Origin of the sequence: Streptomyces olivoverticillatus, from assembly GCF_014203555.1 — a bacterium.
Lineage (GTDB): Bacteria > Actinomycetota > Actinomycetes > Streptomycetales > Streptomycetaceae > Streptomyces > Streptomyces olivoverticillatus.
Genome location: NZ_JACHJH010000006.1, coordinates 253,232 through 278,200, shown reverse-complemented (window position 1 = coordinate 278,200; position 24,969 = coordinate 253,232). Strand labels below are relative to the sequence as shown.

General features: G+C 71.5%; 25 protein-coding genes and 8 tRNA genes. 13 read left to right on the top strand and 20 right to left on the bottom strand.

The features are described 5' to 3' along the window. Positions 1–18: 18 nt before the first annotated feature. On the bottom strand, positions 19–930 hold the full coding sequence (pdxS, locus tag FHS39_RS20780; RefSeq protein WP_184351104.1) for a pyridoxal 5'-phosphate synthase lyase subunit PdxS: 912 nt from the start codon (positions 928–930) through the stop codon (positions 19–21). Positions 931–1,011: 81 nt separating this feature from the next. Continuing rightward, entirely contained in the window at positions 1,012–1,554 is a 543-nt protein-coding gene (locus FHS39_RS20775; RefSeq protein ID WP_184350903.1) for a LemA family protein, read from the bottom strand. Positions 1,555–1,826: 272 nt separating this feature from the next. Between FHS39_RS20775 and FHS39_RS20770 the strand changes: the two genes are divergently transcribed. After that, positions 1,827–2,537 (top strand): VC0807 family protein, encoded by a 711-nt coding sequence (locus FHS39_RS20770; protein WP_184350901.1) that lies wholly within the window; start codon positions 1,827–1,829, stop codon positions 2,535–2,537. A gap of 131 nt (positions 2,538–2,668) precedes the next feature. Here the strand turns inward: FHS39_RS20770 and FHS39_RS20765 are convergent, their stop codons facing one another. Genes FHS39_RS20765 through pgsA form a run of 3 tightly spaced genes read right to left on the bottom strand, consistent with a single transcriptional unit; the run spans position 2,669 to position 5,486 of the window. Then, positions 2,669–3,880 carry a glycosyltransferase family 4 protein gene (locus FHS39_RS20765; protein ID WP_184350899.1) on the bottom strand — a complete coding sequence of 404 codons (1,212 nt, stop codon included), beginning with the start codon at positions 3,878–3,880 and terminating at the stop codon, positions 2,669–2,671. Next, the gene (locus FHS39_RS20760) at positions 3,877–4,833 is read right to left on the bottom strand and encodes a phosphatidylinositol mannoside acyltransferase (RefSeq protein WP_184350898.1); all 957 of its coding nucleotides are present in this window, start codon (positions 4,831–4,833) and stop codon (positions 3,877–3,879) included. Before FHS39_RS20760 ends, FHS39_RS20765 begins: the two co-directional genes overlap by 4 nt. After that, a complete protein-coding gene (gene pgsA, locus FHS39_RS25535; protein WP_184350896.1) occupies positions 4,830–5,486 on the bottom strand; it encodes a phosphatidylinositol phosphate synthase in 657 nt (218 codons plus the stop codon). The genes FHS39_RS20760 and pgsA overlap by 4 nt, the downstream gene beginning before the upstream one ends. 242 nt (positions 5,487–5,728) lie before the next feature. Between pgsA and FHS39_RS20750 the strand changes: the two genes are divergently transcribed. Together FHS39_RS20750 and FHS39_RS20745 are read left to right on the top strand one after the other, a co-directional pair. Continuing rightward, on the top strand, positions 5,729–7,936 hold the full coding sequence (locus tag FHS39_RS20750) for an elongation factor G-like protein EF-G2 (RefSeq protein ID WP_184350893.1): 2,208 nt from the start codon (positions 5,729–5,731) through the stop codon (positions 7,934–7,936). A gap of 107 nt (positions 7,937–8,043) precedes the next feature. Beyond that, positions 8,044–9,759, top strand: coding sequence for a hypothetical protein (locus FHS39_RS20745; RefSeq protein WP_425507801.1), 1,716 nt, complete (start codon positions 8,044–8,046; stop codon positions 9,757–9,759). Positions 9,760–9,786: 27 nt separating this feature from the next. Here FHS39_RS20745 and FHS39_RS20740 read toward each other — a convergent pair whose 3' ends face one another. The 6 genes from FHS39_RS20740 to FHS39_RS20715 all read right to left on the bottom strand — a co-directional run bounded on the left by FHS39_RS20740 (position 9,787) and on the right by FHS39_RS20715 (position 16,482). Continuing rightward, complete coding sequence (locus FHS39_RS20740) at positions 9,787–11,010, bottom strand: YncE family protein (RefSeq protein ID WP_184350889.1); 1,224 nt, start codon at positions 11,008–11,010, stop codon at positions 9,787–9,789. Continuing rightward, positions 11,007–11,801: a polysaccharide deacetylase family protein gene (locus FHS39_RS20735; RefSeq protein ID WP_343069663.1), complete on the bottom strand. Its 795-nt coding sequence runs from the start codon at positions 11,799–11,801 to the stop codon at positions 11,007–11,009. Before FHS39_RS20735 ends, FHS39_RS20740 begins: the two co-directional genes overlap by 4 nt. A 111-nt stretch (positions 11,802–11,912) precedes the next feature. Further along, entirely contained in the window at positions 11,913–12,473 is a 561-nt protein-coding gene (locus FHS39_RS20730; protein WP_184350887.1) for an HIT family protein, read from the bottom strand. A gap of 135 nt (positions 12,474–12,608) precedes the next feature. Further along, positions 12,609–14,585: a threonine--tRNA ligase gene (thrS, locus tag FHS39_RS20725; protein ID WP_184350885.1), complete on the bottom strand. Its 1,977-nt coding sequence runs from the start codon at positions 14,583–14,585 to the stop codon at positions 12,609–12,611. 83 nt (positions 14,586–14,668) lie between these two features. Next, entirely contained in the window at positions 14,669–15,865 is a 1,197-nt protein-coding gene (locus FHS39_RS20720; protein WP_184350883.1) for a hypothetical protein, read from the bottom strand. Beyond that, complete coding sequence (locus tag FHS39_RS20715) at positions 15,865–16,482, bottom strand: DUF4365 domain-containing protein (protein WP_184350881.1); 618 nt, start codon at positions 16,480–16,482, stop codon at positions 15,865–15,867. The genes FHS39_RS20720 and FHS39_RS20715 overlap by 1 nt, the downstream gene beginning before the upstream one ends. Before the next feature lie 174 nt (positions 16,483–16,656). Between FHS39_RS20715 and FHS39_RS20710 the strand changes: the two genes are divergently transcribed. Beyond that, positions 16,657–17,382 carry a 3'-5' exonuclease gene (locus tag FHS39_RS20710; RefSeq protein WP_184350879.1) on the top strand — a complete coding sequence of 242 codons (726 nt, stop codon included), beginning with the start codon at positions 16,657–16,659 and terminating at the stop codon, positions 17,380–17,382. A 57-nt stretch (positions 17,383–17,439) separates the two neighbouring features. On the opposite strand, the gene FHS39_RS20705 is transcribed toward FHS39_RS20710, so the two are convergent. The 4 genes from FHS39_RS20705 to FHS39_RS20690 form a co-directional block, all read right to left on the bottom strand. Continuing rightward, a tRNA-Val gene (locus tag FHS39_RS20705) sits at positions 17,440–17,511 on the bottom strand. Between the two features lie 64 nt (positions 17,512–17,575). Further along, positions 17,576–18,055, bottom strand: a complete 480-nt coding sequence (locus FHS39_RS20700) for an SRPBCC family protein (RefSeq protein ID WP_425507800.1) — start codon at positions 18,053–18,055, stop codon at positions 17,576–17,578. A gap of 67 nt (positions 18,056–18,122) precedes the next feature. Further along, positions 18,123–18,194 (bottom strand) — tRNA-Val (locus FHS39_RS20695). Positions 18,195–18,251: 57 nt separating this feature from the next. Next, positions 18,252–18,683: a TIGR02611 family protein gene (locus tag FHS39_RS20690; RefSeq protein ID WP_184350877.1), complete on the bottom strand. Its 432-nt coding sequence runs from the start codon at positions 18,681–18,683 to the stop codon at positions 18,252–18,254. A gap of 192 nt (positions 18,684–18,875) precedes the next feature. Here FHS39_RS20690 and FHS39_RS20685 point away from each other — a divergent pair, with 192 nt between their 5' ends. Beyond that, positions 18,876–19,289 (top strand): SsgA family sporulation/cell division regulator, encoded by a 414-nt coding sequence (locus FHS39_RS20685; protein WP_003959770.1) that lies wholly within the window; start codon positions 18,876–18,878, stop codon positions 19,287–19,289. 225 nt (positions 19,290–19,514) lie between these two features. Next, positions 19,515–20,048 (top strand): CGNR zinc finger domain-containing protein, encoded by a 534-nt coding sequence (locus tag FHS39_RS20680; protein ID WP_184350876.1) that lies wholly within the window; start codon positions 19,515–19,517, stop codon positions 20,046–20,048. 5 nt (positions 20,049–20,053) lie between these two features. Here FHS39_RS20680 and FHS39_RS20675 read toward each other — a convergent pair whose 3' ends face one another. Both FHS39_RS20675 and FHS39_RS20670 read right to left on the bottom strand, forming a co-directional pair. Then, a complete protein-coding gene (locus tag FHS39_RS20675; protein WP_184350874.1) occupies positions 20,054–20,194 on the bottom strand; it encodes a hypothetical protein in 141 nt (46 codons plus the stop codon). A 68-nt stretch (positions 20,195–20,262) separates the two neighbouring features. Then, a complete protein-coding gene (locus FHS39_RS20670) occupies positions 20,263–20,703 on the bottom strand; it encodes a hypothetical protein (RefSeq protein WP_184350873.1) in 441 nt (146 codons plus the stop codon). A 167-nt stretch (positions 20,704–20,870) separates the two neighbouring features. On the opposite strand from FHS39_RS20670, the gene FHS39_RS20665 reads away from it, so the two are divergent. After that, positions 20,871–21,377, top strand: a complete 507-nt coding sequence (locus tag FHS39_RS20665) for a DsbA family protein (protein WP_184350871.1) — start codon at positions 20,871–20,873, stop codon at positions 21,375–21,377. 39 nt (positions 21,378–21,416) lie between these two features. Here the strand turns inward: FHS39_RS20665 and FHS39_RS20660 are convergent, their stop codons facing one another. From FHS39_RS20660 to FHS39_RS20650, 3 genes are all read right to left on the bottom strand, one after another. Next, a complete protein-coding gene (locus FHS39_RS20660; RefSeq protein ID WP_184350870.1) occupies positions 21,417–22,217 on the bottom strand; it encodes a GNAT family N-acetyltransferase in 801 nt (266 codons plus the stop codon). Positions 22,218–22,278: 61 nt separating this feature from the next. Continuing rightward, positions 22,279–23,100, bottom strand: coding sequence for an aminotransferase class IV (locus FHS39_RS20655; protein WP_184350869.1), 822 nt, complete (start codon positions 23,098–23,100; stop codon positions 22,279–22,281). Next, positions 23,097–24,149 (bottom strand): chorismate-binding protein, encoded by a 1,053-nt coding sequence (locus FHS39_RS20650; protein WP_184350868.1) that lies wholly within the window; start codon positions 24,147–24,149, stop codon positions 23,097–23,099. Before FHS39_RS20650 ends, FHS39_RS20655 begins: the two co-directional genes overlap by 4 nt. Before the next feature lie 148 nt (positions 24,150–24,297). Between FHS39_RS20650 and FHS39_RS20645 the strand changes: the two genes are divergently transcribed. From FHS39_RS20645 to FHS39_RS20620, 6 genes are all read left to right on the top strand, one after another. Next, positions 24,298–24,370, top strand: a tRNA-Gly gene (locus FHS39_RS20645). Between the two features lie 35 nt (positions 24,371–24,405). Further along, a tRNA-Cys gene (locus FHS39_RS20640) sits at positions 24,406–24,479 on the top strand. A 1-nt stretch (position 24,480) separates the two neighbouring features. Continuing rightward, positions 24,481–24,555: transfer RNA gene (locus FHS39_RS20635), tRNA-Val, on the top strand. Positions 24,556–24,574: 19 nt separating this feature from the next. Continuing rightward, positions 24,575–24,646, top strand: a tRNA-Val gene (locus tag FHS39_RS20630). Positions 24,647–24,666: 20 nt separating this feature from the next. Next, positions 24,667–24,738 (top strand) — tRNA-Val (locus tag FHS39_RS20625). Between the two features lie 22 nt (positions 24,739–24,760). Next, positions 24,761–24,832 (top strand) — tRNA-Val (locus tag FHS39_RS20620). The last annotated feature ends 137 nt before the right edge of the window (positions 24,833–24,969 follow it).

Here is a 24,969-nt window from a genome sequence, read left to right as displayed (position 1 = left end):
GACCGGAGGACGGCGGGATTACCAGCCGCGGTTGGCGTAGCGCTCGGCCTCGGGGAGGGTGTCGCAGTTGATGCCGACCATGGCCTCGCCCAGGTTGCGGGAGGCGTCCGCGATGATCTTCGGGTCGTCGTAGAAGGTGGTGGCCTTCACGATGGCGGCGGCGCGCTTGGCCGGGTCGCCGGACTTGAAGATGCCCGAGCCCACAAAGACGCCCTCGGCGCCGAGCTGGCGCATCAGCGCGGCGTCGGCCGGGGTGGCCACGCCGCCGGCGGAGAAGAGGACGACCGGCAGCTTGCCCAGCTCGGCGACCTCCTTGACCAGCTCGTAGGGGGCGCGCAGCTCCTTGGCGGCGGCGAAGAGCTCGTTGTTGTCCAGGGCGCGCAGCTTGCCGATCTCGTTCTTGATCTGGCGCAGGTGACGCACGGCCTCGACGACGTTGCCGGTGCCGGCCTCGCCCTTGGAGCGGATCATGGCCGCGCCCTCGGCGATGCGGCGCAGGGCCTCACCCAGGTTGGTGGCGCCACAGACGAAGGGGGTGGTGAAGGCCCACTTGTCGCTGTGGTTGACCTCGTCCGCGGGGGTGAGGACCTCGGACTCGTCGATGTAGTCGACGCCGAGGGACTGCAGGACCTGGGCCTCGACGAAGTGACCGATGCGGGACTTGGCCATCACCGGGATGGAGACGGCGCCGATGATCTCTTCGATCATGTTCGGGTCGGACATCCGGGCCACGCCGCCGTCCTTGCGGATGTCGGCGGGCACCCGCTCCAGGGCCATGACGGCGACGGCGCCGGCGTCCTCGGCGATCTTCGCCTGCTCGGCGTTGACGACGTCCATGATCACGCCGCCCTTGAGCTGCTCGGCCATGCCGCGCTTGACGCGGGCGGTGCCGGTCTCGGGAGTCTGGGGCGTGGTGGGGCTGGACACGATGTGACCTCACTATCAAGGGCGGTGATGCTGCAGGGTCATCAAACCCATGCTCTTTGTGAGGGAAAAAGAGCCAATTGGAGGTCAGTGGCCTGTCCGGTCAGCCAGCACCGCCGGCGGCTCGTCGTCCATCTCGAAGGCGAGCGGGAACGGCGCGTGCCCGGCCAGCCGGAACCAGCGCACCACGCGGTGACGGCGCACGGCCCGGGCGGCGCGGACCGCGTCGTTGTGGAAGCGCCGCGCCATCGGCACCCGGCACACGGCCTGGGTGAGCTCGGTGAGCGACTCCTCGCCGCCGGGCGCCTCGCGTACGGCCTCCACCTGCGGCGGCTCGGCGAAGACCGCGCGCAGCGCCTGGCTCAGCTCGCTCTCGGCGACCTCGCGGTTCTCCTCCTCCACCTGCCGGGCGGCGTGCGCGGCCTGGTAGAGCACGATCGAGGCGGCCGGGTCGAGCACTCCGGCGGTGGCGAGCTCCTGGGCGACCGAGGCCCGCCGCAGCAACTGGGCGTCCAGGGCCGCCCGGGCCGCGTCGATGCGGCTGTGCAGCCGGTCGAGCCGGCCCGCCGTCCAGCTCAGGTAGACGCCGACGAGGACGAGGACGGCGGCGATCCAGATGATGGTGGTCACGCCGGGTCACAGTACCGGGCCGACGGAGGCGGGCCGCCGCGATCGCGAGGCGGGGCTGTGCCGGGCGGGACTACTGCCGTGACCAAGGTGACCAAGGCCGCCCGGGGCGGGGCTCCACCCGGGGGTGGACGGCGAGGTGGAGGCCGGGGTGGAGCGGAGCCTTCGGCGAATCGACCCTGGCTCCGATCCGTCTGCACCCGGGCGGCCCCTAATTTCGGATCAGGACCGGATGCCAGGCCGAGGCACCGGATGTCCACCGAGGGAGGCCCGCCATGAAGACGAGTGCCGAGAAGACGCCTCTGGGCCCGCACGCGTCGCGCGGCAGGAGCGCACTCCTGGTCCCGCTGAGCGTCAACATCCTGCTGCCCCTCGCGATGTATTACATGCTGCGCGCCCAGGGCATAACGCAGTGGGCGGCGCTTCTGCTGAGCAGTGCGCTCCCGGCGGCGCACGCCCTGGTCACCGCCGTCGTCCGGCGCCGGGCCGCGTTCTTCGACCTGTTCGTGGTCGGGCTGCTGCTGGTGTCCGCGGGGACCTCCCTGATCAGCGGCGATCCGCGGGTGCTGCTGCTGAAGGACGCGGCGCTCCCGGCGGCGCTGGGGTTGTGGATATTGGGCTCGCTCTTCTTCTCCCGGCCCTTCGCCTTCCACTTCGGCGACCAGCTGCGGGGATCTTCCGGTGCCGGGGCGGCCGAGCGCGCCTGGCGCGAGCGGCCGGAGTTCCGGGAGGCGTTGCGGGGCCTGACGGTGCTGTGGGGCTGTGTCCAGTTGCTCGACGCCACGTTGAGCACGGTGATGGCGCTGGCGCTGCCGGTCGATGTGGTGCCGGTCGTGGGCCGCGTCGTCTCGTTCTCGCTGCTGGGCCTGGTGGCCATGGCCACCGTGCGCCGCAGCCGGGGCTTCAGGGCGCGGTACGGCATACCGCTCTTCGGGCTCCGGGCAGCTGCCGCGGAAGCACGGCCCGCAGCGTCCGGCACCCACTGACCAGGCCGGACCGCCCACGGGGGTGGCGGTCCGGCCTACTTCCCCGACCGCCGTACGCGCCGTGGCCCGGCCCGGCCGGACCCGGCCGAGTCGAATCCGACCCAGCCGAATCCGAACCGGCCGAATCCGACCTAGCCGAATCCGCCCTGGTCGCGCGCCAGTCCGAACCGGGCCCGCAGCCCGGTCCGTTCGTCGGTGGCCACCGACGCCGCTCCGGCCGTCACCGTCTCGTAGACGGCCAGCACATCGGCCCCGACCGTCGACCAGTCGAAGCGGCGCACGTGCCGGCTGCCCCGTTCGCTGAGCTCCTTGCGGCGGCGGGGGTCGCCCAGCAGCCGGAGGGCGGCGGCGGCCAGCGCGTCCGCGTCCTCGTTGGCGAACAGCTCTCCGGCCGCCCCCTGGTCGAGGACCTGTGCAAAGGCGTCGAGGTCACTGGCCAGGACGGGAGCGCCCGCCGACATCGCCTCGACGAGGATGATGCCGAAGGACTCGCCGCCGGTGTTGGGGGCCACGTACACATCGACGCTGCGCAGCAGGCGAGCCTTGTCCTCATCGCTGACCATGCCCAGGAATTCGACGCTGGAGCGCATCTCGGGAGGCAGCACGGCCACGGCCTCCTCCTCGTCGCCCCGCCCGGCGACGAGGAGCCGGGTGCCCGGCCGCTCGGCGAGGATCTTGGGCAGAGCGCGCATCAGGACGGGCAGGCCCTTGCGGGGCTCGTCGATACGGCCCATGAAGCCGATGGTGGCCGGGGCGTCGCTCTCACCGGAGGCGGCGCAGCCCGTGCCCTGCCATTCGGGGCGGGGTTCGGCGCGGGCGAAGAAGTCCACGTCGACGCCGTTGGGGATGACCACCGCGTCGCCCCCCAGGTGCTCCACCAGCGTGCGGCGGGCGTATTCGCTGACCGCGATGCGCGCGCTGATCTTCTCCAGGGCGGGCTGGAGGATCGGATAGGCGGCGATCATGGCGCGCGAGCGCGGATTGGAGGTGTGGAACGTGGCCACGATGGGGCCCTGAGCGGCCCAGCAGGCCAGCAGGCCCAGCGAGGGGGAGGTGGGCTCGTGGATGTGGATGACGTCGAAGTCGCCCTCGTGCAGCCAGCGGCGGACGCGGGCGGCGGAGAGGAAGCCGAAGTTGAGCCGGGCGACCGAGCCGTTGTACGGCACGGGCACCGCGCGGCCCGCGGAGACGACGAAGGGCGGCAGCGGCGTCTCGTCGTCGGCCGGGGCCAGCACCGACACCTGGTGGCCCAGCCCGATGAGGTGCTCGGCCAGGTCCCGGATGTGGAACTGCACCCCGCCGGGGACGTCCCACGAATACGGGCAGACGATCCCGATCCTCAAGGCTTCTCCGTTCCGGCGCTCTGCTCGGTGGGTGGTTCCGGCCGCGCTCCGGAGCCGGGCTCGGGGCGCGGGTCGAGGTCGGCGAGCCACAGCCGCTGGAGCATGTGCCAGTCCTGCGGGTGCTCGGCGATGCCGGAGGCGAAGGCGTCGGCCATCTCCTGGGTCATGACGGTGGCCTGCTCCGCCGGGGTGCCGGTCTCCGGCACCGCGATGGGCGGGTGGATCCGGCCCTTCATCACCGGCGACCGGTCGTACCAGAGGGTGACCGGCAGCAGCAGGGCGCCGGTGCGCACGGCGAGCATCGCGGGTCCGGCGGGCATCTTCGCCGCCTCGCCGAAGAACTTCACCTCTATCCCGGAGGAGGACAGATCACGGTCGGCCACCAGACAGACCAGTCCCCCGGCGCGCAGCCGCCGGGCCAGGGTGCCGAAGGCGCTGCCGCCCGAGTGCGGGAGAACCTCCATGCCCAGACCCTCGCGGTAGGCCACGAAGCGGTCGTAGAGCGACTCGGGCTTGAGGCGTTCGGCGACGGTGGTGAAGGGCACGCCCAGCTTGGTGGTGACCCAGGCCCCGGCCAGGTCGTAGTTGCCCATGTGCGGCAGGGCGATGACGACGCCGCGCCCGCTGGCCAGGGCCTCTTCCAGGTGGTGCACGTCCTGGGGGGTGAAGCCGTTGCGGACGCGGTCCTTGCTCCAGACGGGCAGCCGGAAGGACTCCATCCAGTAGCGCATGTAGGAGCGCATGCCCTCACGGGAGAGCCGGGCGAGCCGCTCGGCGGAGGCGTCGGGCAGGACGCGGGCGAGGTTGGCCTCCAGGCGCAGCACGCTCTTGCCCCGCCGCTTCCAGGCGACGTCGGCGATCCGCCGCCCGAGCACAGCAGCCAGGGGTTCGGGGAGCTTCTTGACCGTGCTCCAGCCGAGTCCGTACAGCGCGTCCGTCAGCCGCTCGTTCACCCGGCATCGCCTCCGCCGGCCGCGGCCTCCGCCTCGGCGGCCTCGCGGCGCACGGTGACCACGCGCTGGATCAGGGTGACCAGGCTGCCCGCGGCCACGGCCCACAGGGCGATGGGCAGCAGGTGCTGCACGCCCGGCACGCCGAACGCATGCAGGCCGGACAGGCCGCAGGCCACCAGGGAGATCACCAGTCGTTCGGCCCGCTCGACCAGGCCGTTGACGTTGACCGGCAGCCCGATGCTCTCGCCGCGGGCCTTGGTGTAGGAGACCACCTGGCCGCTGGCGAGGCAGAAGATCGTCACCGCACAGAGCACCTGGCTGTTGCCGCCCCCGGCGTACCACAGGGCGAGCCCGCCGAAGATCGCCGCATCGGCGACGCGGTCCAGGGTGGAATCCAGGAAGGCGCCCCACCGGCTGGAGCGACCCAGCTGCCGGGCCATGTTGCCGTCGACCAGGTCCGAGAAGACGAACAGGGTGATGACGATCGTGCCCCAGAAGAACTCGCCACGCGGATAGAAGGCCAGCGCACCCGCCATGACGCCACCGGTGCCGACGAGGGTCACCGCGTCGGGGCTGACGCCGAGGCGGATGAGCAGGGCGGCGAACGGCGTGAGAACACGCGTGAAGAACGCACGCGCGTACTTGTTCAGCATGGCCTTCCCGAGGGTCGTATGCGGGCCGGGTGGTCGGAAAGGCCACCGGCTGGCCCATCGTAGCCAGGCGGCCGGGGCCTGCCGCGCGCACATGGCGCACAAGACCCCGGCGCAGGTCACACGGGCCGGGCGGGAAGGGGCCCGGGGGCGGACGGTTGCAGCACCGTGTGCGACGTATGGACGCAGCGTGACCACGGTGGAAAGCTCGAAGGACCGCAGGTGTCGACCGGGAGGCGGGACACATGGGCGAGAAGACGAGCACGCAACCAGGGGCCGCGGGCAGGGCAGTGACGGCCGACCGGCCGCACGGCATCCGCAATGTGGCGCTGGTCGGCCACACTGGCTCCGGCAAGACCACGCTGGTGGAGGCGCTGGCGCTGGCCACCGGCGCGGTGAACAGGGCGGGCCGGGTGGAGGACGGCGCGTCGGTGTCGGACTACGACGAGATCGAGCACCGCCAGCAGCGCTCGGTGCAGCTGTCGCTGGTGCCCGTCGAATGGGCCGGTATCAAGGTCAATGTGCTGGACACACCGGGCTACGCCGACTTCGTCGGCGAGCTGAGGGCCGGTCTGCGGGCGGCGGACGCGGCCCTCTTCGTCGTCTCGGCGGCGGAGGGCATCGAAGGCATCACCGGCGCCACGCGCATGCTGTGGGAGGAGTGCGCGGCCGTCGGTATGCCCCGCGCCATCGTGGTGACGCACCTGGAGGCGGCCCGCGCCGACTTCGAGGCGATGACACAGGCCTGCCGCACCGCGTTCGGCGGCGACTCCCCCGACGGCGTGCTCCCGCTCTACCTGCCGCTGCGCGGCCCGGAGGCCCCCGACGGCCACCGGCCCGTCACCGGCCTGATCGGGCTGCTCTCCCAGCGCATCTTCGACTACTCCTCCGGCACCCGCACCGAGGCCGAACCCGGCCCCGAGGAGCTGCCGCTGATCGCGGAGGCCCGCAACCGGCTCATCGAGGGCATCATCGCCGAGAGCGAGGACGAGACCCTCATGGACCGCTATCTCGGCGGCGAGGACATCGACGTCAAGACACTGATCGAAGACCTCGAACGAGCCGTGGCCCGCGGCAGCTTCCACCCCGTGCTGGCCGCCGCCCCGGCCGCGGAGGGCGCCAAACAGGGCCTGGGCACCGTGGAGCTGCTGGAGCTGATCACCGGCGGCTTCCCCACCCCGCCCGAGCGCACCGCCCCCGCCGTCACCACGCTCGGCGGCGCCCCCCGGCCCGCCCTCGCCTGCGACCCCGGCGGTCCGCTCGCCGCCGAAGTGATCAAGACCTCGTCCGACCCCTACGTCGGCCGGGTCTCCATGGTCCGGGTCTTCTCCGGCACGCTGCGCCCCGACGAGACCGTCCACGTCTCCGGCCACGGCCTGGAGGACCGCGGCCACGAGAGCCACGACGTCGACGAACGCATCGGCGCCCTCTCCTCCCCCTTCGGCAAGCACCAGCGCCAGCTCGCCCAGGCCATCGCCGGGGACATCGCCTGCGTGGCCAAGCTCGGCCGCGCCGAGACCGGCGACACCCTCTCCGCCAAGGACGCCCCCCTGCTGATGGAGCCCTGGCTGATGCCCGACCCGCTGCTGCCCGTCGCCATCCAGGCGCACAGCAAGGCGGACGAGGACAAGCTCTCCCAGGGCCTGGCCCGGCTGGTCGCCGAGGACCCCACCATGCGGCTGGAGCAGAACCCGCACACGCACCAGGTCGTCCTGTGGTGTCTGGGCGAGGCTCACCGCGACGTGGCCCTGGAGCGGCTGCGCACCCGCTACGGCGTGCAGGTCGACGTCGTCCCGCACAAGGTGTCCCTGCGCGAGACCTTCGGCGCCAAGGCGTCCGGCCGGGGTCGGCACGTGAAGCAGTCCGGCGGCCACGGCCAGTACGCCATCTGCGAGATCGAGGTCGAACCGCTGCCGGGCGGCTCCGGCATCGAGTTCATCGACAAGGTCGTCGGCGGCGCCGTGCCCCGCCAGTTCATCCCCTCCGTGGAGAAGGGCGTGCGCGCCCAGGCGGCGCGCGGCGTCGCCGCCGGATACCCGCTGGTGGACGTCAGGGTCACCCTCCTCGACGGCAAGGCGCACTCGGTGGACTCCTCCGACGCCGCCTTCCAGACCGCGGGCGCCCTCGCCCTGCGGGAGGCCGCCGCCGAGGCCCGCATCCACCTCCTCGAACCCGTCGCCGAGGTGCAGGTCCTGGTCTCCGACGACTACGTGGGCCCGGTGATGAGCGACCTGTCCGGCCGCCGCGGCCGGGTCCTGGGCACCGAGCAGTCCGGAACGGGCCGTACGCTCGTACGCGCCGAAGTGCCCGAGATCGAGATCGGCCGGTACGCGGTCGACCTGCGCTCCATCTCCCACGGCACCGGGCGGTTCAGCCGCACCTACGCCCGGCACGAACCGATGCCGCCCCAGGCCGCCGACCGCATCCGCGAACAGGCCGATAGCGGAGCATAGTTCACAAGCCGCCCGCCCCAACTCGCTTGGCGCGGGCGGCTTTCCGATCTCCGGCGACAGGGGGCGCCTCCGACCACTACGCTGAGCACGCGGCCCATGACGCATGGATGTGGGCAGTAGTCGGGAGCAGGCCGGCGCACCGGACGCGCACGGCATTGGGGGCAGCAGTGGCAGGGGACGCGTTCGACTTCAGCCCAGGCGCACAGATCCCGGTCTCCGGGGGCGCCGGACAGACCGCGGCGACGCAGGCCCTGGCCTCCGCCGCCTACCGCGACGGCCCCGTCGACCAGCTCCTCAAGGCCAACTCCGACTGGGCCGCCTCCGCCGTCACACCAGCGCGCATCTCCCTCTTCGAGCCCAACCTCGGGGAGGCCTTCTCCCGCGCCGTCCAGCAGCGCATGCTCGGCGGCGGCCGCAAGCCCCTCATCCAGTCCTTCGGCCTCGAACCCCAGGTCATCGTCGAGCACTGCCTCGCCGCCAGCCGCATCCGCAAACAGCGCGACTCCCGGCTCAGCATCATCATGATCGTCTTCGGGCTGCTCTTCCTGCCCGGCGTCCTGCTCTGGCTCGGCGGATTCCAGCTGCGCCGCACCCTCGCCGGCGCCCAGAACAAACGCGCCGGCGCCCTCGGCACCGCACTGCTCGCCGCCCTCGCCGTCCTGGGCGTCATCTTCCTCGTCAAGCTGCCCTTCAACGGCTTCTGGGGCATCTACCTCCGCGCCATGATCGTCGCCCCGCTGATCGGCGGCGCCCTCGCCAAGACCATCTGCGAGCGCACCGCCAAGGACCTGCGCGAGCGCTGGACGGGCCTGCTCGCGGGCGGCGGCATCGGCGCCAAGATCCCCGAAGCCGTCCCCCAGACCCCCGGCGAAAAGGCCGCCGAACAGCTGCGCAGGAGCCTGGAACAGGTCTCCGCCGAGCAGCAGAGCAACGTCGCCTTCTACGCGGGCCCCAAAGGCATCCTCGGCATGGGCACCCGCTGGGGCAGCTGGCAGCTCGCCGAGGAGCTCACCCCCGGCGAAAGCGGCCGGGAGATCCAGCCCTTCCGCAGCTGGGACATCGTCCGAGCCGTCCACGACCAGCTCAAACTCCTCGAACGCACCCCGATCAACAGCGGCGGCCTGCCCGCACCCCGCATCGAGCACTGGATCATCTCCCCCATCGGCGAAGGCGCCGGCGCCGTCTCCCGGCCCGCGGGCAGCGACGGCGGCACCTACCAGATACGCGGCCCCCGGCTCCAGGAAATCTGCGACAAGCAGCACTTCGGCAGCGGCGAGCGCCACTACCTGGGCGTCCAGTTCGTCCTCTGGGACGGCCAGTTGGTCATCACCATGCTCGTCAACGTCACCGTCCTGCACAAAACCCTGCGCATCGAGGTCACCGGCCACGCCCTCGGCCCCACCCACGCCCTCTTCAACGGCAAGCCCTCGAACCGCACCAAGAAATTCAAGAAGGGCATCAAGTTCTGGGAGACCTGGGAGCGCACCCTGCCCGTCGTCGAGCCCCGCGAGGTCGTGCGCCTCACCGCACGCGCCCCGCTCACCTGGTATCCGCCGCTGCTCGAATACTGGGGCGGCAAGCTCGTGCTCCCCGAGCCCTTCGGCCTCCGCCACGCCTGGGCCGACAAGCCGTGGCGGCACCGCTTCATGGCCGACGACGCACTGCGCGCCGCCACCCCGGTGCTCCGCGTCGTCCACGAGGCCGCACTGCGCGTCCTCGCCGAACACGGCGTGGACACCGGCCGCTTCGGCAACCGCGCCAATTTCCTCAGCGGCGCCATCCAGGACCCCGCGCCACGACAGGCCGACGTCTACAACGCCTGACCGGGCATCACCCCGCCCCGCTGGGCCTCACCGGAAGATCCCGGTGTGGCCCAGCGAATACCGGCCCGGCTGGGGATAGACGGCCAGCCCGTGCGGCCCGGCACCCACCGGGATCCGCGCGATCTGGTGTCCGTCGGTCGTGTCGATCGCGTACACCTCGCTGTTGTAGCGCCCCGACAGCCACAACACCTTGCCGTCCGCCGACACCCCACCCATGTCCGGACTGCCACCGTCCGGCAGCTCCCACTTCTTCACCAGCTTGCGGCTGGGCAGGTCCAGCACCGAGATCGAGCCCTCGCCGCGGTTGGAGATGTACATCGACTTCGAGTCCCGGCTGACGTACAGACCGTGCGCACCCTTGCCGGTCGGCATCAGCCACGGCTCGGTGAACTTGTCGCCGTCCAGCACCCACACCCCGTCGGCCATCATGTCCGCGATGTACCAGGTCTTGCCGTCGGAGGAGATCTTCACGTCCTGCGGCATGGCCCCGTCGAACGGCAGCTTCTGCTGGCCGATCACCTTCATCCGCGCCGTGTCCACCTTGAGCAGCTCGCCCGAGAACTCGCACGAGACGATGAAATAGCGCCCGTCCGGCGAGAAGTCCGCGTGGTTGACGCCCAGACAGCTCACCGGCTCCGTCTTCATCCGCTTCATCGTGTGCGCATCCCGGAAGACCAGCTCCCGGTCCATCGACGCCATCACCACCGCGTACTTGCCGTCCGGCGTGAAGTAGAGGTTGTACGGATCGTGCACGTCCACCGGCTTCCCGGCCTTCCCCGTGGCCGGATCGATCGGCGTCAGCGTATGCCCGCGGTCGTTGTTGACCCACAGCGTCTTCAGGTCCCAGGACGGCACCACGTGCTGCGGCTGCTCCCCCACCGGAATCGTCTCGATCACCTTGTACGTCTTCGGGTCGATGACGCTCACCGTGTCCGACTCCGTGTTCGGCACATAGACCCGCGACGGGAAGTCCTTCACCACCGGCGACAGGGCGTTCGGGCGGTCCGCCGCGTACAGGTCGTTGGGGTCCAGCAGCGGAGGCATCCCCGGCAGCCCCTGCGGCACCCCGCGCGCCGCGCCCTGGCTGTGCACGCCCTGGTGCGGCTGCTGCCGGCCCGCCTGCCCTTCTTCGCTTCCGCCGTCGCCGCAGCCGGCGGCCAGCAGCGCACAGGCGGCCGCCAGCAGCGCGGCCCGGCGGACCCGGCGCGAACGGGAGGGGAGGCGGGGGCGGTGGTGCGAGAACTGGATCATCGGGTCAGCAGCTCCGTAGTCGTCACCGCGCGCAGACCGCGGCGGTGCAAGCCGTCGAGGATCGCGGGCAGCGCGGCGACCGTGCCGGCGTGCCCGAAGTGCAGACTCACCACCGACCCAGGCCGCACCGCGTCCAACACGGTACGCCGGACCGCCTCGGCGCCGGGATCGGTGAAGTCGAGGGAGTCCACGTCGTACGACAGGACGTGCGGGTATCCGGCCTTGCGCGCCAGCCCCGCCACCTGGTCGGTGGCCCGCCGCGCCTGCGAGGGCCGGAACCAGCGGCCGATGCCCCCGGTCAGCCTGCGCAGCCGCTCCGCGCACTCGGTGATCTCGGCGTACGCGGCCTGTGCGCTCATCGAGCAGATGTTCAGATGGCGCATGGTGTGATTGCCCAGCTCGTGCCCGCCGTCCAGCACCCGGCGCGCCAGCTGCGGCTGGGCGTCCAGCCAGTCGCCGACCGCGAGCACGGTGATCCGGGCCCCGGCCCGTTCGGCTTCGGTCAGCAGGGCGGTGGCCGACTTCGCATCGCCCCGGCCGTGGAAGGTGAGCGCCACCGCCTTGCCGTTGCGGGGCCCGTGGTCGATCTGGGCCGGCAGCCCCCGCGGCAGCCTGGGCAGCAGCAGGGGCGGCCCGTGCGGCGGGGGCCCGTGCGCCGCCGGGCTCTTGGACGACGGCGACGGTGAGGGCCGGGAGCGGGCTGCCGTCCGGTCCTCGCCGCAACCCGCGGCCCCGGCCAGAGCACTGCCCGCGGCCGCGCGCAGCACAGTGCGGCGGTGAAGGAAGGTCACCGCCCTATTAGAGCTGTTTTTAGAGATAATTAGGGCGATTTGCCTGTATGTGTCCGGAGCGTGTCCTGTCCGGTCGGCATACGACCGGATGCATGCCCCGGCACCGCCCTGCTACACGGTCGGCCAGACGTCCGCGAGCATCTTGCGGGTGTCCGCGAGGAGTTGCGGCAGCACCTTGGTGTGGCCGACGACGGGCAGGAAGTTGGTGTCCCCGCCCCAGCGCGGCACGACGTGCTGGTGCAGATGGGCGGCGATGCCGGCGCCGGCGACAGAGCCCTGGTTCATGCCGATGTTGAAACCGTGCGCCCCCGAGGCCTCCCGCAGGGCCCGCATGGCGCGCTTGGTGAAGTCGGCGAGCTCGGCGGTCTCGGCCTCGTTCAGCTCGGTGTAGTCCGCGACGTGCCGGTAGGGGACGGCCATGAGGTGCCCGCCGTTGTACGGGTAGAGGTTCAGCACCGCGTAGACGAGCTCGCCCCGGGCGACAATCAGCCCGTCCTCGTCGCTCTTGGCCGGGATCGAGCAGAACGGGCAGCCGTCTTCCGCCCCCGGACCGGTGGGCTTGCCCTCCCCCTGGATGTACGCCATCCGGTGGGGCGTCCACAGGCGCTGGAAGGCGTCGGGGGCCCCGACACCGAACTGCTGCTCCGGCTCGCTCGTCATGGGGGTCAGCATATTCCTCCGGGGGGAACGAGCGAGGGGCGGCCCTGGTGGGCCGCCCCTCTAACCCCACAGTTGCGGGGAGCACGTCGTCATCTGCCACGTGCGACCGATGGCGTCAGGATCACCCCCGCTCACGCGGGGACCACGTCACACCTGCACTCGACGCTCCACCACGTCAACGATTTCCTGCAGGGCCAGGTCACGGGGAACGCCATTCTTCTGCGAACCATCGCGGTAGCGGAAGGAGACCGTACCCGCGTGCATGTCCTCGTCGCCAACGATGATCATGAACGGGACCTTGAGCTTCTGGTGGTTCCTGATCTTCTTCTGCATACGGTCCGAGGACGCGTCCACCTCGACCCGCAGGCCCTTGCGCTTCGCCTCGGCGGCGAACTCCTGCAGGTACTCGATGTGGGCGTCGCCGATCGGGATGCCGACCGCCTGGACCGGGGCCAGCCACGCCGGGAACGCACCCGCGTAGTGCTCCAGCAGGACCGCGAAGAATCGCTCGATGCTGCCGAAGAGCGCACGGTGGATCATGACCGGACGCTGACGCGAGCCGTCCCCTGCCGTGTATTCGAGATCGAAACGCTCGGGCAGGTTGAAGTCCAGCTGGATCGTCGACATCTGCCAGGTACGGCCGATGGCGTCCCGCGCCTGCACCGAGATCTTCGGGCCGTAGAAGGCCGCGCCACCCGGGTCGGCGACGAGCTCGAGGCCCTGCTTCTCGGCCACCTTGCGCAGAGTCTCGGTGGCCTCCTCCCAGGTCTCGTCGCTGCCGACGAACTTCTCCGGGTCCTTGGTGGACAGCTCGAGGAAGAAGTCGGTCAGACCGTAGTCGCGCAGCAGGTCCAGGACGAAGGTCAGCGTCCGGTCGAGCTCCTCCGCCATCTGCTCGCGGGTGCAGTAGATGTGCGCGTCGTCCTGCGTGAAGCCACGGGCACGGGTCAGGCCGTGCACGACGCCCGACTTCTCGTACCGGTACACAGTCCCGAACTCGAAGAACCTCAACGGCAGCTCACGGTACGAACGCCCGCGCGCATCGAAGATCAGGTTGTGCATCGGGCAGTTCATGGGCTTCAGGTAGTAGTCCACGCCCGCGTCGAGCTGCATGGGGGGGTACATGCCGTCGGCGTACCAGTCCAGGTGGCCCGACTTCTCGAACAGGGCGCCCTTGGTGGCGTGCGGGGTGTAGACGAACTCGTACCCCTCCTGCTCGTGCCGGGTACGGCTGTAGTCCTCCATGACCCGGCGGATGATGCCGCCCCGGGGGTGGAAGACCGCCAGGCCTGAACCGATGTCGTCCGGGATGGAGAAGAGGTCCAGCTCGCTGCCCAGGCGGCGGTGGTCGCGCTTTTCGGCCTCCGCCAGGAACTCCAGGTGCGCCTTGAGCTCGTCCTTCGACGGCCACGCGGTGCCGTAGATGCGCTGGAGCTGCTTGTTCTTCTCGCTGCCGCGCCAGTAGGCGGACGCATTCCTCATGAGCTTGAACGCCGGGATGATCCGCGTCGTCGGCAGGTGCGGACCGCGGCAGAGGTCCTTCCAGCACAGCTCGCCCGTCTTCGCGTCCAGGTTGTCGTAGATCGTGAGCTCGCCCGCGCCCACCTCCACGTCCGCGCCGTCGTCGTGCGAGGCGGAGCCCTTGAGGCCGATCAGCTCCAGCTTGTACGGCTCGTCCGCGAGCTCCTCGCGGGCGGCCTCGTCGGTGACCACGCGGCGGGAGAACTTCTGCCCGCGCTTGATGATCTCCTGCATTTTCTTCTCGATGGCCTTGAGGTCATCGGGGTGGAAGGGCTTCTCGACGTCGAAGTCGTAGTAGAAGCCGTCCTTGACCGGCGGGCCGATGCCCAGCTTGGCCTCGGGGTAGAGCTCCTGCACAGCCTGGGCCATGACGTGTGCGGTGGAGTGGCGCAGGATGTCGAGGCCGTCCTTGGAGGAGATCTCGACGGGCTCGATCTCCTCGCCGTCGGCGACGGCGTACGCGAGGTCCTTGAGCTCGCCCGCGATGCGGACGGCCACGATGGTGCGCTCACCGGAGAAGAGCTCGGCGGCCGTAGTGCCCGTCGTCACCACGCGTTCTTCCCGCTCGGAATCGCGATGGATGATCACACGGACGTCTGACACCGGTCTCTCCTGACTCTGGGGCGCGGCAGCGGTTGCTGTGCGCTTGAATCGTACCGATCCCCGGGCCGTGGTCGCGAAACGCTTTACCGGGGCCGATCGCCGTCGCAGGCCTCCCCGAAGACGTCGAGGTTCTCGTGCAGGGACTTGAGCAGGCGGTCCCGCTCGGCCTCGTCCACATGGACCGGCATGACGCCGCCGGCATCCGCCAGCCGCCGGAAGCCGCCGCGGCTCTCCAGGCGGCCGCCGATCCGGACGGGCAGGCCCAGGAGGTGGGCATGGCCGGCGATGCGGTAGTCGTCCTCGTCGAGGGCGGCGCGCACCTGCGTGACATCCGCTCCTGCCAGGACCCGCAGCCGCACCACCCCTCCCCCGCTGGGTGCCTCGCGCCGCATGCGCACCACCGCTCCGGTGAGCTGCACGGCCTCGGCGGGCTCGTTGCGGATATACCGGGCCCCGGCGTCGCGGAGGGCCGGGAGGTCGCCGGGTGAGAAGTCCACCGGCTCGGGGCGGGCGGCGAATCCTTCGGGCGGGCCCGCGGCCGGGGCCCACTCGACCTCGATGCGGACGCCTTCGGAGCCGCTGACGAGGGTCACCAGGGACTCGGTGAGCTCCTGGCAGACCCCGGCCTCGACGGCGGCGTCGAAGGCATCGGTACGGCCGGTGGCGCGCTGGTAGTCGGTGGCGTCGCGGGCGGCTTGCAGGGCGCGCAGCAGCGCGGTGGCCGTCGCCCGCCCGTCTCCCGCGTGGTCGGGGGCGTACGGGCCGCCCTGGCCGAGCGGCAGGTGGACGGTGAGCAGCCGGCCGCCGGGCGCGGGGCCGACGAGGACGGGGTCGAGCGCGGCTTCGGCCTGGCGGCGGCGCCGGGCCCCGTGGTAGCCGGCCCGGCCGCGGGCGGCCAGCGCCCCGGCGAGCAGCATGGCGCGGGCTCCGGTGCGCAGCCGTTCCTGTGCGGTCCAGGCGGTGGCGGGGGCGGTGGGTTCGGGGATGTCGCGGCGCCAGCGGATCTCGTCGCCCGGGGTGCGCAGGGCGACGAGGATGTCGCGGGCGGAGGGGGCGGCGCTGCGCTCGAGGGCGGTGAGTGCCTCGGCGAGGAGGTCTGCGCTGTCGGGGAAGGCGCGGCTCTCGGGGAGCAGGAGGCTGGTGCCGGGGGCGTCGGGGGGCGTCCAGCGGCTGTAGCGTCCGGGGGCTCCGCCGCGTCGCCGCCAGCCGTGGCGGGCGAGGAGCGCGCAGAGGACCGCAGGGTCGGGGCTGCGGGGGTGGTGTCCGTCCGGCCGGTGCATCAGGGTCTCCCTCCCGACCCGACCCGGGTCATGATCTCGCAGAGGGCGCGGTCGTCGAAGACGCGCGAGGTGGGGATCCGCACGGTGGTCCGGTGTCTGCCGGTCACGGGGTGTCCCGCGAGGTTGGTCCAGTAGCAGCAGTGGCGCAGCTCGAGGCGGTCGTGGTCGGCGTGCAGCCAGTCGTCCTGCGTGCGGGGGACGATCATCACGACGAGGATCTTGTGGACCGATACGGGGGTGCGGGCGAGCTTGACCAGGTGGTCGTTGTCGAGGGTGAAGGCGAAGGTCGGTCCGGGCCGTTGGGGGATGCGGGGTTCGGGCTGCGGGTGGGTGCGGGGGGTGAGTTGGTAGGTGCACTTGAGCTGGACCTTGATGGTGACTTCGTCGTCGGTGATGTGCCCGGGGGCGCTGTGGCTGACGTGCCAGTCGATGCCGTTGTCGGGGAAGGGCTGGGCGAGCGAGCACCCGGCCGCGGCGGCGACGGCGTGGAGGTAGCCGACCTGGAGGGTCTCCATGCAGGCGGTGGTGGCAAGGGTGCCGCGCGGCGGCGGGGGCAGGACGCCCCCGGGCAGCCGGCCGCCGGAGGGGGTGGCGGGGTCGGGGTGAGCGAGCACCATGTCCGAAAAACCTTCCGGGCTCGCCGGTCCATTGCTCGTACAGGTCGTACATCTGTGTTGTCTCCAGACGAACTCCCCGGCAAACAGCGGCGGTTCGGGCCGTGCCGCGGCCGGGTATCACCTCGCGGGGAGGGGAAATCCGCCATTCGCCGGGCAAGCGCGAGGAGTTGTGTGATGCCGTGCTGGTTCGATGGGCCGCTCGCCGCCTTCGACACCGAGACGACCGGGGTCGATGTGGAGCACGACCGGATCGTGTCTGCGGCGTTGGTGACGCAGTCGCAGGAGGGGGCGCTGCCGGTGGTCACCCGCTGGCTGGTGAATCCGGGGGTGCCGGTGCCCGAGGGGGCGACGGCGATACACGGCCTTACGGACGCCCATCTGCAGCGGCACGGCCGGTGGCCGGCGCCGGTGATGGAGGAGGTGGCGCGGGGGCTGGCGGGGCATGCGGCGCGGGGCGTTCCGCTGGTGGTGATGAACGCGCCGTTCGATCTGACGTTGCTGGACCGGGAGTTGCGGCGACATCGGGCGTCCTCGCTGGACCGCTATCTGGGCGGTGCCCCGCTATGTGTGCTGGATCCGTGGGTGCTGGACAAGCACCTGGACCGCTATCGCAAGGGCCGGCGCACGCTGTCGGATCTGTGCACGCAGTACGGGGTGGAGCTGACGGGCGCGCATGACGCGGCGGCCGATGCGACGGCGGCCCTGGCGGTCGTACGGGCGGTGGGGCGGCGGTTCGCGTCGCGGCTGGAGCGGCTGAGCGCGGCCGAGCTGCACACGCGGCAGGCGGTGTGGCACGCGGCGCAGGCGAGGGGGTTGCAGGCGTGGTTCGCGCGCAACGGTTCGGAGGAGGAGTGCGATCCGGCGTGGCCGCTGAGGCCGGAGGTGCAGTCGGCGGCGTAGCGCGGCCGGGTAACGCACAAGGCCGGTCCGTGGTTTGACGGACCGGCCTTGTCGATGTGGGCGATACTGGGATCGAACCAGTGACCTCTTCGGTGTGAACGAAGCGCTCTCCCGCTGAGCTAATCGCCCGGGATTCCGCACCGGGGTTCCCCCCGGCAACGCACTGAACAATACAGGTCGCGGCGGCTCTCCATCAAATCCCCTCGGCCCGGCTCTCCAGCAGAGCGGCGAGGCCGCGGCGGCCGCCGCGCATCATCCAGGCGTGGTTGGCGAGGAAGAGCGGGCGGCCGGGCAGCGCCAGGCGCCTCATCAGGGGTTTGTGCACGGTCACCTCCTGTTCGAAGCGGGCGGTGCTGCCGGTGCGGCCGCGCGGCAGGACGGTCCAGCGGGCCCAGCCCTCGAGGTCGCCGTGCAGGGTGATCTCCAGGGTGCGGGCGGCGGGGTCGCGGCGGCCCTGGCGGGCGGTGACGGCGAGGTCGTAGGGCAGGAAGGACCGGAAGCGGACGGTGCCGCTGTCGTCGCCGGTCCTGGTGACGCCGATGACCTGGGGCCACCAGGCGGGGTAGCCGTCGGGGTCTTCGAGCACGGCGTAGACGGCGTCGGGGGCGGCGGCCAGCGTCCAGGTGTCGTGGAAGCGGTAGTGATGCAGCGAGGGCAGGCGGCGTCGGTCCACGGGGCCAGCGGACTACAAAAAACCGGGGGTCCGCAAGGGTGAACCTTGCGGACCCCCGGTTTGAGGGTGGGCGATACTGGGATCGAACCAGTGACCTCTTCGGTGTGAACGAAGCGCTCTCCCGCTGAGCTAATCGCCCGGGCGCACCGCAAACATTACCGCATGTCAGACGGTGCCCCGAACCATGCGTGCCTGGTCAGCGGCCGGTGTGCCAGGGCAGCCGGAGGCCGTGGGTGGACACGTAGATCCCCAGCAGGACGGCGATGATCACAAAACCGGCCGCAGTGAGGGCGATGTTGCGGCGTCTGACCTTGGGGTCGAGGGCGCGTTTGGCCGCCTCGGTGACCTTGTGCTTGGTCCAGCGCAGCACCAGTTGGGCCCAGACGAACTCGGTGGCCCAGATGGCCATCCCGGCAAAGATCACCAGCCAGCCGGGGCCGGGCAGGGGCAGCATGATGACGCCCGCCACGACCACGGCGAGGCCGACGACGAAGACGCCGGCCTGCCAGCTCAGGTGCAGCGGCCGGGACCGCCTGACGAAGTGGGGCGCTCGCGAGCCGAGGCGGTGCGCGGCGGCGTCGTCACCGTCCGCAGCGACCTCCCGCCGCTCGTCACTCTCCGCGTTCATGGGACCCAACGTACCGAGAAGGTCCGGAACTCACCGGTTCGGCGGTATACGCCGCGCGGCGACTGGGCCGTACGAGGTATCCGAAGAGCCTCAAAACGGTCAGAGGGGTTTACAACGGCACCGTAGGTGGCATGTCGATTTCGCCGACGTGCGAATCCCCGAGCGCACACTGAGCGAAAGGCCCTGGCGCTTATGAACACCACGGTCAGCTGCGAGCTGCACCTGCGCCTCGTCGTGTCGAGCGAATCCTCACTGCCTGTACCCGCAGGCCTGCGGTACGACACGGCCGATCCGTATGCCGTGCACGCCACCTTCCACACCGGAGCCGAAGAGACGGTCGAATGGGTTTTCGCCCGCGATCTGCTCGCCGAGGGCCTGCACCGGCCCACCGGCACCGGCGACGTCCGGGTCTGGCCCTCCCGCAGTCACGGGCAGGGCGTCGTCTGCATCGCGCTGAGCTCGCCGGAGGGCGAGGCGCTGCTGGAGGCTCCGGCAAGGGCCCTGGAGTCGTTCCTCAAGCGGACGGACGCCGCCGTTCCGCCAGGCACCGAACACCGCCACTTCGACCTGGACACGGAGCTCTCGCACATCCTGGCCGAGAGCTGACGCCAGGGCGGATCGAAACCGGAAGGCGCCGGCCCACTCGGGGAGGCCGGCCATCACTTCGCAAGGAAGCACCAGCGCACGACATCTCGCATACGGCAGGACGACGGCGCCGTCGCCGCGGATCACCGCGGGCGACGGCGCCGTCGCGTCGGGGAACCGCTAGAGTCTGCTGCCCGCAGTCGAACAGTTGCCGCCCCACCCGTCCGGCCAGGGAGCGAATGATCCGTGCTGATCAACCACGACACCCGGTGCGCACTCGACGCCGTCGTCGACCTGCTCAATGCCGGGCCCGCCGATCTGGCGGGCCTGCAGGGGTTCGTCGAGCGGCACGGCATCAGCGGGGTGGGCGCCCTGCACGAGCGCGACCTGACGGCCGTGCACGAGCTGCGGGCGCGATTCGGACAGGTCTTCGACGCGGGGAGCAACGAGGCGGCGGCCGAGCTGCTCAATGCGCTGGTGGCCGGGGCCGGGACCACGCCCCGGCTGACCGATCACGACGGCTACGACTGGCACGTGCACTACTTCGCGCCCGGCGCCTCGCTGGCCGAGCACCTGGCGGCGGACGGCGGGATGGCGCTGGCGTTCCTGCTCGTCGGCGGCGAGCGCCAGCGGCTGCGGCGGTGCGCGGCGCCGGACTGCGGGCGCGCCTTCGTCGATCTCTCCCGCAATCGCTCGCGCCGCTACTGCGACGGGCGCACCTGCGGCAACCGCCTGCACGTGGCCGCCTACCGGGCGCGGCGCCGGGAGGCGGCGGACTGACCGCCTCACCAGCGGTACAGGTCGTGCACGGCCGTCAGCAGGATCAGGGTGGCCACGAGGGCCAGGAAGAACATCAGGGGCGGCTGGGAGAGCGCGAACAGGCAGCCGCGCGGTTCATCGGTGATCTCGGCCGGTTCGTCGTTCATCTCCGACAGATCATGGCGCAGCCGGGCGGCGCCGTCTCACCAACGCGCCTCCTGGGCGCGGCAGTTCATCAGATCCCGTGCTTTTTGAGGATTTCCTCGATGTCCGAGAAGTCTTCCCCGTCGCCGCCCGCGGCCTTCTTCCCCCGGCTCTTGGGGTGGTCCGCGGTCCGGCCCGGGGCGAGCGGGGGCGCGGCCGCGGCGGGGGCGACGGCCTCGCGGCGCGCGGCGCCGACCGCCTTGCGCTCCTTGCGCCCGCCGCGGCGCGGGGCGGTCCTGCTCACCATGAACAGCACCGCGGAGAGCGCGAGCACGCCGAAGCCGGCCCAGACGCTGGGCTTGAAGACCAGGTCGGTGATCCAGTCGACGATCCCCGTCATGACCAGGCCGATGGGGATCAGGGAGTAGGCCGCGATGCGGGTGGCGGCCAGGAATCGCTTGCGGTAGGCAGTCAGCAGGGCGATGCCCAAGCCGGCCGCGGACACCGCGGCGCAAACGGTCGAGGTCAGCATCCGGTCCTCCTGCCGATGACGGTGTGCTGCATCCATCCTGCACCGCCCGCCGCCGCGCATGCCACGGCCTGCCGGGCGCTCGGGGGGAAGTCGGGGTCGACTCAGGGGCGCTTCTCCTCCTCAGGTCCCGGGTCCCGTCCCCTGGCACCTACTGGAAGACTGGCCCCATGAGCGACACCGACACCTCCCGCGCCGTTCTCGACTTCTGGTGCGAGCTGCAGTGCCCCGACTGCCACCGGGCCCTGGACGACCTCCGTGCCCTGCGCGCCCGCTACGGCGAGCGGCTGGAGATCCGGCTGCGCCACTTCCCGCTGGAGAAGCACAAGCACTCCTACGCCGCCGCGCAGGCCGCCGAGGAGGCGGCCGAGCAGGGGCAGGACTGGGCCTACGTCGAGGCCGTGCTGGCCAGGACCGGTGAGCTCGGCACGCAGGGCGAGAAGCTGCTCCTGGCGGTCGCCGACGAGCTCGGGCTGGACGCCGAGGAGATGGACACCGCGCTGATCGACGGGCGGCACCTGCTGATCGTCGACGCGGACCAGGCCGAGGGCAAGGCTATCGGCGTGACGGGGACGCCCACGTACGTCATCGGCGGGGAGCGGCTGGACGGCGGCAAGAGCCAGGAGGGCCTGCGCGAGCGGATCGAGGAGATCGCGGACCGGCTGCTCGCGGAGTAGGCCCGCCGGGGTTCCGGGACGCGCCCCGGATCAACGCCCCTAGATCAACGCCTTGTACAGGTGCACCACGGTCGTCTCGTAGCCGAGCGAGTCGTAGAGGCGCCGGGCCGGCTCGTTCCCGGCGAAGACGTTGAGCCCGAGCGCGACCGCGCCCGCCGCCAGGGCCTCGCGCTCGGCGAGGAGCATCAGGGTGCGGCCGTGCCCGCGGCCCCGGTGGGCCGCGCCGACCTCGACGTCGAAGACATGGGCGCCGTCGGCGTGCGGCCCCACCCACAGGGTGCCGACGTCCTCGCCGTCGTGGGACAGGACGGCGAGGGTGGTGCCGAGTGCGCCGTCGTGGTCGCGTACGGCCATGGCCTCGGCCCGGGCGGGCGGCACGCCCAGCTCCGTCCAGTGGCGGACGTAGCGCTGCCGGGCGTGGGCGAGCCAGCGGCGGGACTCCTCCTCGTCCATGGGGCGGGGGATGCTGCCGGCCGGCAGCGCGGGCGCGGTGGCCAGCGGCTTGGTCATGGTGCGGCTGCGCTCGGTGTAGCCGAGCGCCCCGGCCAGGCCCAGGGCCGTCTCGGCCGGAGCGGGCACGCTCACCTGTATCTGCCCGCAGCCCCAGGTGCGCAGCACCTCCTCGGCGGCGAGCGCGGCGACCGTGCCGCGCCCGCGGCCGCGGTCGCGCTCGTCGATGGCCAGCGCCGATATCCGGCCGACGTGCGGCCCGAAGCGGGCGTCCGTGGTGAGCTCGACGGTGCCGACGGGCCTGCTGTTGACGCAGACCTCGAACGAGCGGGACCGGCCGCCGTCGTCGCTGCGCCGTTCGGGTGCGGTGGGCCGCAGGGTGGTGGTCACCCTGGTGTTGTACCGGCCCGGGGGCCGTACGTCACCGGTTTTCTTCTACGGATCGAGGGCTCTACGGATCGAGGTCGGAGCCCGCGCGCTCGTCGAAGATCCGCATGGCCTTGGCGGTCACCGGGCCGGGGGCGCCGGGGAGTTGGCGGCCGTCGACGGTGTGCACGGCCTGGACGTCGCGGAGGGTGGAGGTCAGGAAGACCTCCTCGGCGCGGTCCAGGACGTCGTAGGGCAGGTCGGTCTCCCGGGCGCCGGTCCATTCCAGGACGAGGGCGCGGGTGATGCCGGCCAGGCAGCCGGAGGCGAGCGGCGGGGTGTGCAGTTCGCCGTCGAGGACGACGAAGACGTTGGAGCCGGTGCCCTCGCACAGCGCCCCCACAGTGTTGGCGAACAGCGCCTCGGTGGCGCCCTGCTCGGCGGCGCGGGCCAGGGCGACGACGTTCTCCCCGTAGGAGGTGGACTTCAGCCCGGCGAGGGCGCCGCGTTCGTTGCGCGTCCAGGGGACCGTGACGGTGGCCGTGGTGTCGGGCCGCCGGTGGGTCGCGCCGACGGCCACGACGAGGGTGGGGCCGGTGGTGCCGCGGTCGGAGCCCAGCGGGGAGAGTCCGCCGGTGTAGGTGATCCGCAGCCGGCCCAGCGGCACGGGTTCGGCTTCGAGCACCGCCGTGCAGGCCCGCCGCACCTCGTCCCGGTCGGGCTCGGGCAGGCCGAGGCCGCGGGCGGAGCGGGCCAGCCGGTCCAGGTGCCGGGTCAGGGCGAAGGGCCGGCCGTCCACGGCCTTGATCGTCTCGAAGACGCCGTCACCGACCGTGAACCCGTGGTCGAAGACCGAGACCCGGGCGCTGTTCGCGTCGCGCAGTGCGCCGTCCAACCAGATCTTCACCGTGTCGTCCTTCCAAGCGTCCGGTGTGTTCCCGACGCTATCGCGAGCAGCCGGTCCGCCTTGAGTTCCGTCTCGGCCCACTCGCGCTCGGGATCCGAGCCCCAGGTGATCCCGGCGCCGGTGCCGAAGCGCAGTACGGGCCCGCCGGGCGCGTTCCGCTCGATCCAGAAGGTGCGGATGCCGACGGCGAGCTCGCCCGCGCCCCGGTCGGCGTCGACCCAGCCGATGCCGCCGCAGTAGGGGCCGCGCGGCGCGGTCTCCAGGGATTCGATGATGCGCAGGGCGCTGGCCTTGGGTGCGCCGGTGACGGAGCCGGGCGGGAAGGTGGCGGCGAAGAGGTCGGCCCACCGGGCGCCGTCGGCCAGCTCGCCGCGCACGGTGGAGACGAGGTGGACGAGGCCGGGGTGCGCTTCGACGACGCACAGGCCGGGGACGGTCACGGAGCCGGTGGCGCAGACGCGCCCCAGGTCGTTGCGGACCAGGTCCACGATCATGACGTTCTCGGCGTGGTCCTTCTCCAGCAGGTCGGCGGCGGTGCGGCCGGTGCCCTTGATCGGGCCGGACTCCACGGTGCGGCCGCTGCGGCGCAGATAGAGCTCGGGTGAGGCGGTCGCCACCTCCACGCCGTGGGCGGGCAGCCGGACCGTTCCGGCGTAGGGGGCGGGGTTGCCGTGGGCGAGGAGGGCGGTGAGGGCGTCCACGTCGGCGGCCTGCGGGTCGGGCAGGGGCGCGCTCAGCACCCGGCAGAGATTGGCCTGGTAGACCTCCCCCGCCGCTATGTGTTCGCGGATGCGGCGTACGCCCGCGGTGTAGGCGGCGCGGTCCAGGGAGCTGGTCCACTGCTCGGGGGCGGGGCCCCGCCAGCGTCCCGGGCCGGGGTCGGGATCGGGGCGCACGTCGCCGAAGCGGGCGCACACGATCCCCCCCTCGTAGTCCGCGACCACCGCCCACCAGCCCCTGGAATCCAGGGCTGCCGGATCGCTGGTGACATCGCGCAGGTCGGTGGCGAGAAGGCCGCCGAAGCGGGCCATGGGAGCGAGGTCGTGCACGTCATCGAGTCTATGGCGCGGGCCTCGCGGGCGGTCCGGCCGAGGATCAGCGCAGCACGCTGGGCAAACGGAATTTGAGCTGGCGCCGTAATCCGCTAAAGTTCAACACGTCGCCGGGACGCGGAAGCGCCCCGGAGATGCAAGACCTGCGGACATAGCTCAGTTGGTAGAGCACCACCTTGCCAAGGTGGATGTCGCGAGTTCGAGTCTCGTTGTCCGCTCGATGTGGGGGATCTTCCCGAACCCCCGCTCCGTTGGTGGAGTGGCCGAGAGGCGAGGCAACGGCCTGCAAAGCCGTCTACACGGGTTCAAATCCCGTCTCCACCTCCAAGGACGATTAGCTCAGCGGGAGAGCGCTTCCCTGACACGGAAGAGGTCACTGGTTCAATCCCAGTATCGTCCACCAGGTCTTCACGGACCTTCCCGCGCGATTAGCTCAGCGGGAGAGCGCTTCCCTGACACGGAAGAGGTCACTGGTTCAATCCCAGTATCGCGCACGGTGCACACGCACAGTTGCGGACGATTAGCTCAGCGGGAGAGCGCTTCCCTGACACGGAAGAGGTCACTGGTTCAATCCCAGTATCGTCCACCGGGTCCTCACGGACCTTCCCGCGCGATTAGCTCAGCGGGAGAGCGCTTCCCTGACACGGAAGAGGTCACTGGTTCAATCCCAGTATCGCGCACGCGCAGTCGGCCGGGGGCCGGAGCTTCGATGCTCCGGCCCCCGGCCGCTTTCGTGTCCGGCCACAACTTTGATGAGTACACGACGGGCCGGGCACCTCCCCAGGTGCCCGGCCCGCCATGCCGTCCGCCGCGCCCC

Excerpts from the sequence above, each read along its gene's own strand:
- FHS39_RS20690 (WP_184350877.1), bottom strand. The coding sequence starts at position 18,683 with ATGAACGCGGAGAGTGACGAGCGGCGGGAGGTCGCTGCGGACGGTGAC.
- FHS39_RS20770 (WP_184350901.1), top strand. The coding sequence starts at position 1,827 with ATGAAGACGAGTGCCGAGAAGACGCCTCTGGGCCCGCACGCGTCGCGC.
- FHS39_RS20685 (WP_003959770.1), top strand. The coding sequence starts at position 18,876 with ATGAACACCACGGTCAGCTGCGAGCTGCACCTGCGCCTCGTCGTGTCG.
- FHS39_RS20730 (WP_184350887.1), bottom strand. The coding sequence starts at position 12,473 with ATGCTGACCCCCATGACGAGCGAGCCGGAGCAGCAGTTCGGTGTCGGG.
- FHS39_RS20745 (WP_425507801.1), top strand. The coding sequence starts at position 8,044 with ATGTGGGCAGTAGTCGGGAGCAGGCCGGCGCACCGGACGCGCACGGCA.
- pgsA (WP_184350896.1), bottom strand. The coding sequence starts at position 5,486 with ATGCTGAACAAGTACGCGCGTGCGTTCTTCACGCGTGTTCTCACGCCG.
- FHS39_RS20710 (WP_184350879.1), top strand. The coding sequence starts at position 16,657 with ATGCCGTGCTGGTTCGATGGGCCGCTCGCCGCCTTCGACACCGAGACG.
- FHS39_RS20670 (WP_184350873.1), bottom strand. The coding sequence starts at position 20,703 with ATGCTGACCTCGACCGTTTGCGCCGCGGTGTCCGCGGCCGGCTTGGGC.
- FHS39_RS20675 (WP_184350874.1), bottom strand. The coding sequence starts at position 20,194 with ATGAACGACGAACCGGCCGAGATCACCGATGAACCGCGCGGCTGCCTG.
- FHS39_RS20715 (WP_184350881.1), bottom strand. The coding sequence starts at position 16,482 with ATGGTGCTCGCTCACCCCGACCCCGCCACCCCCTCCGGCGGCCGGCTG.
- FHS39_RS20665 (WP_184350871.1), top strand. The coding sequence starts at position 20,871 with ATGAGCGACACCGACACCTCCCGCGCCGTTCTCGACTTCTGGTGCGAG.
- FHS39_RS20740 (WP_184350889.1), bottom strand. The coding sequence starts at position 11,010 with ATGATCCAGTTCTCGCACCACCGCCCCCGCCTCCCCTCCCGTTCGCGC.
- FHS39_RS20720 (WP_184350883.1), bottom strand. The coding sequence starts at position 15,865 with ATGCACCGGCCGGACGGACACCACCCCCGCAGCCCCGACCCTGCGGTC.
- FHS39_RS20750 (WP_184350893.1), top strand. The coding sequence starts at position 5,729 with ATGGGCGAGAAGACGAGCACGCAACCAGGGGCCGCGGGCAGGGCAGTG.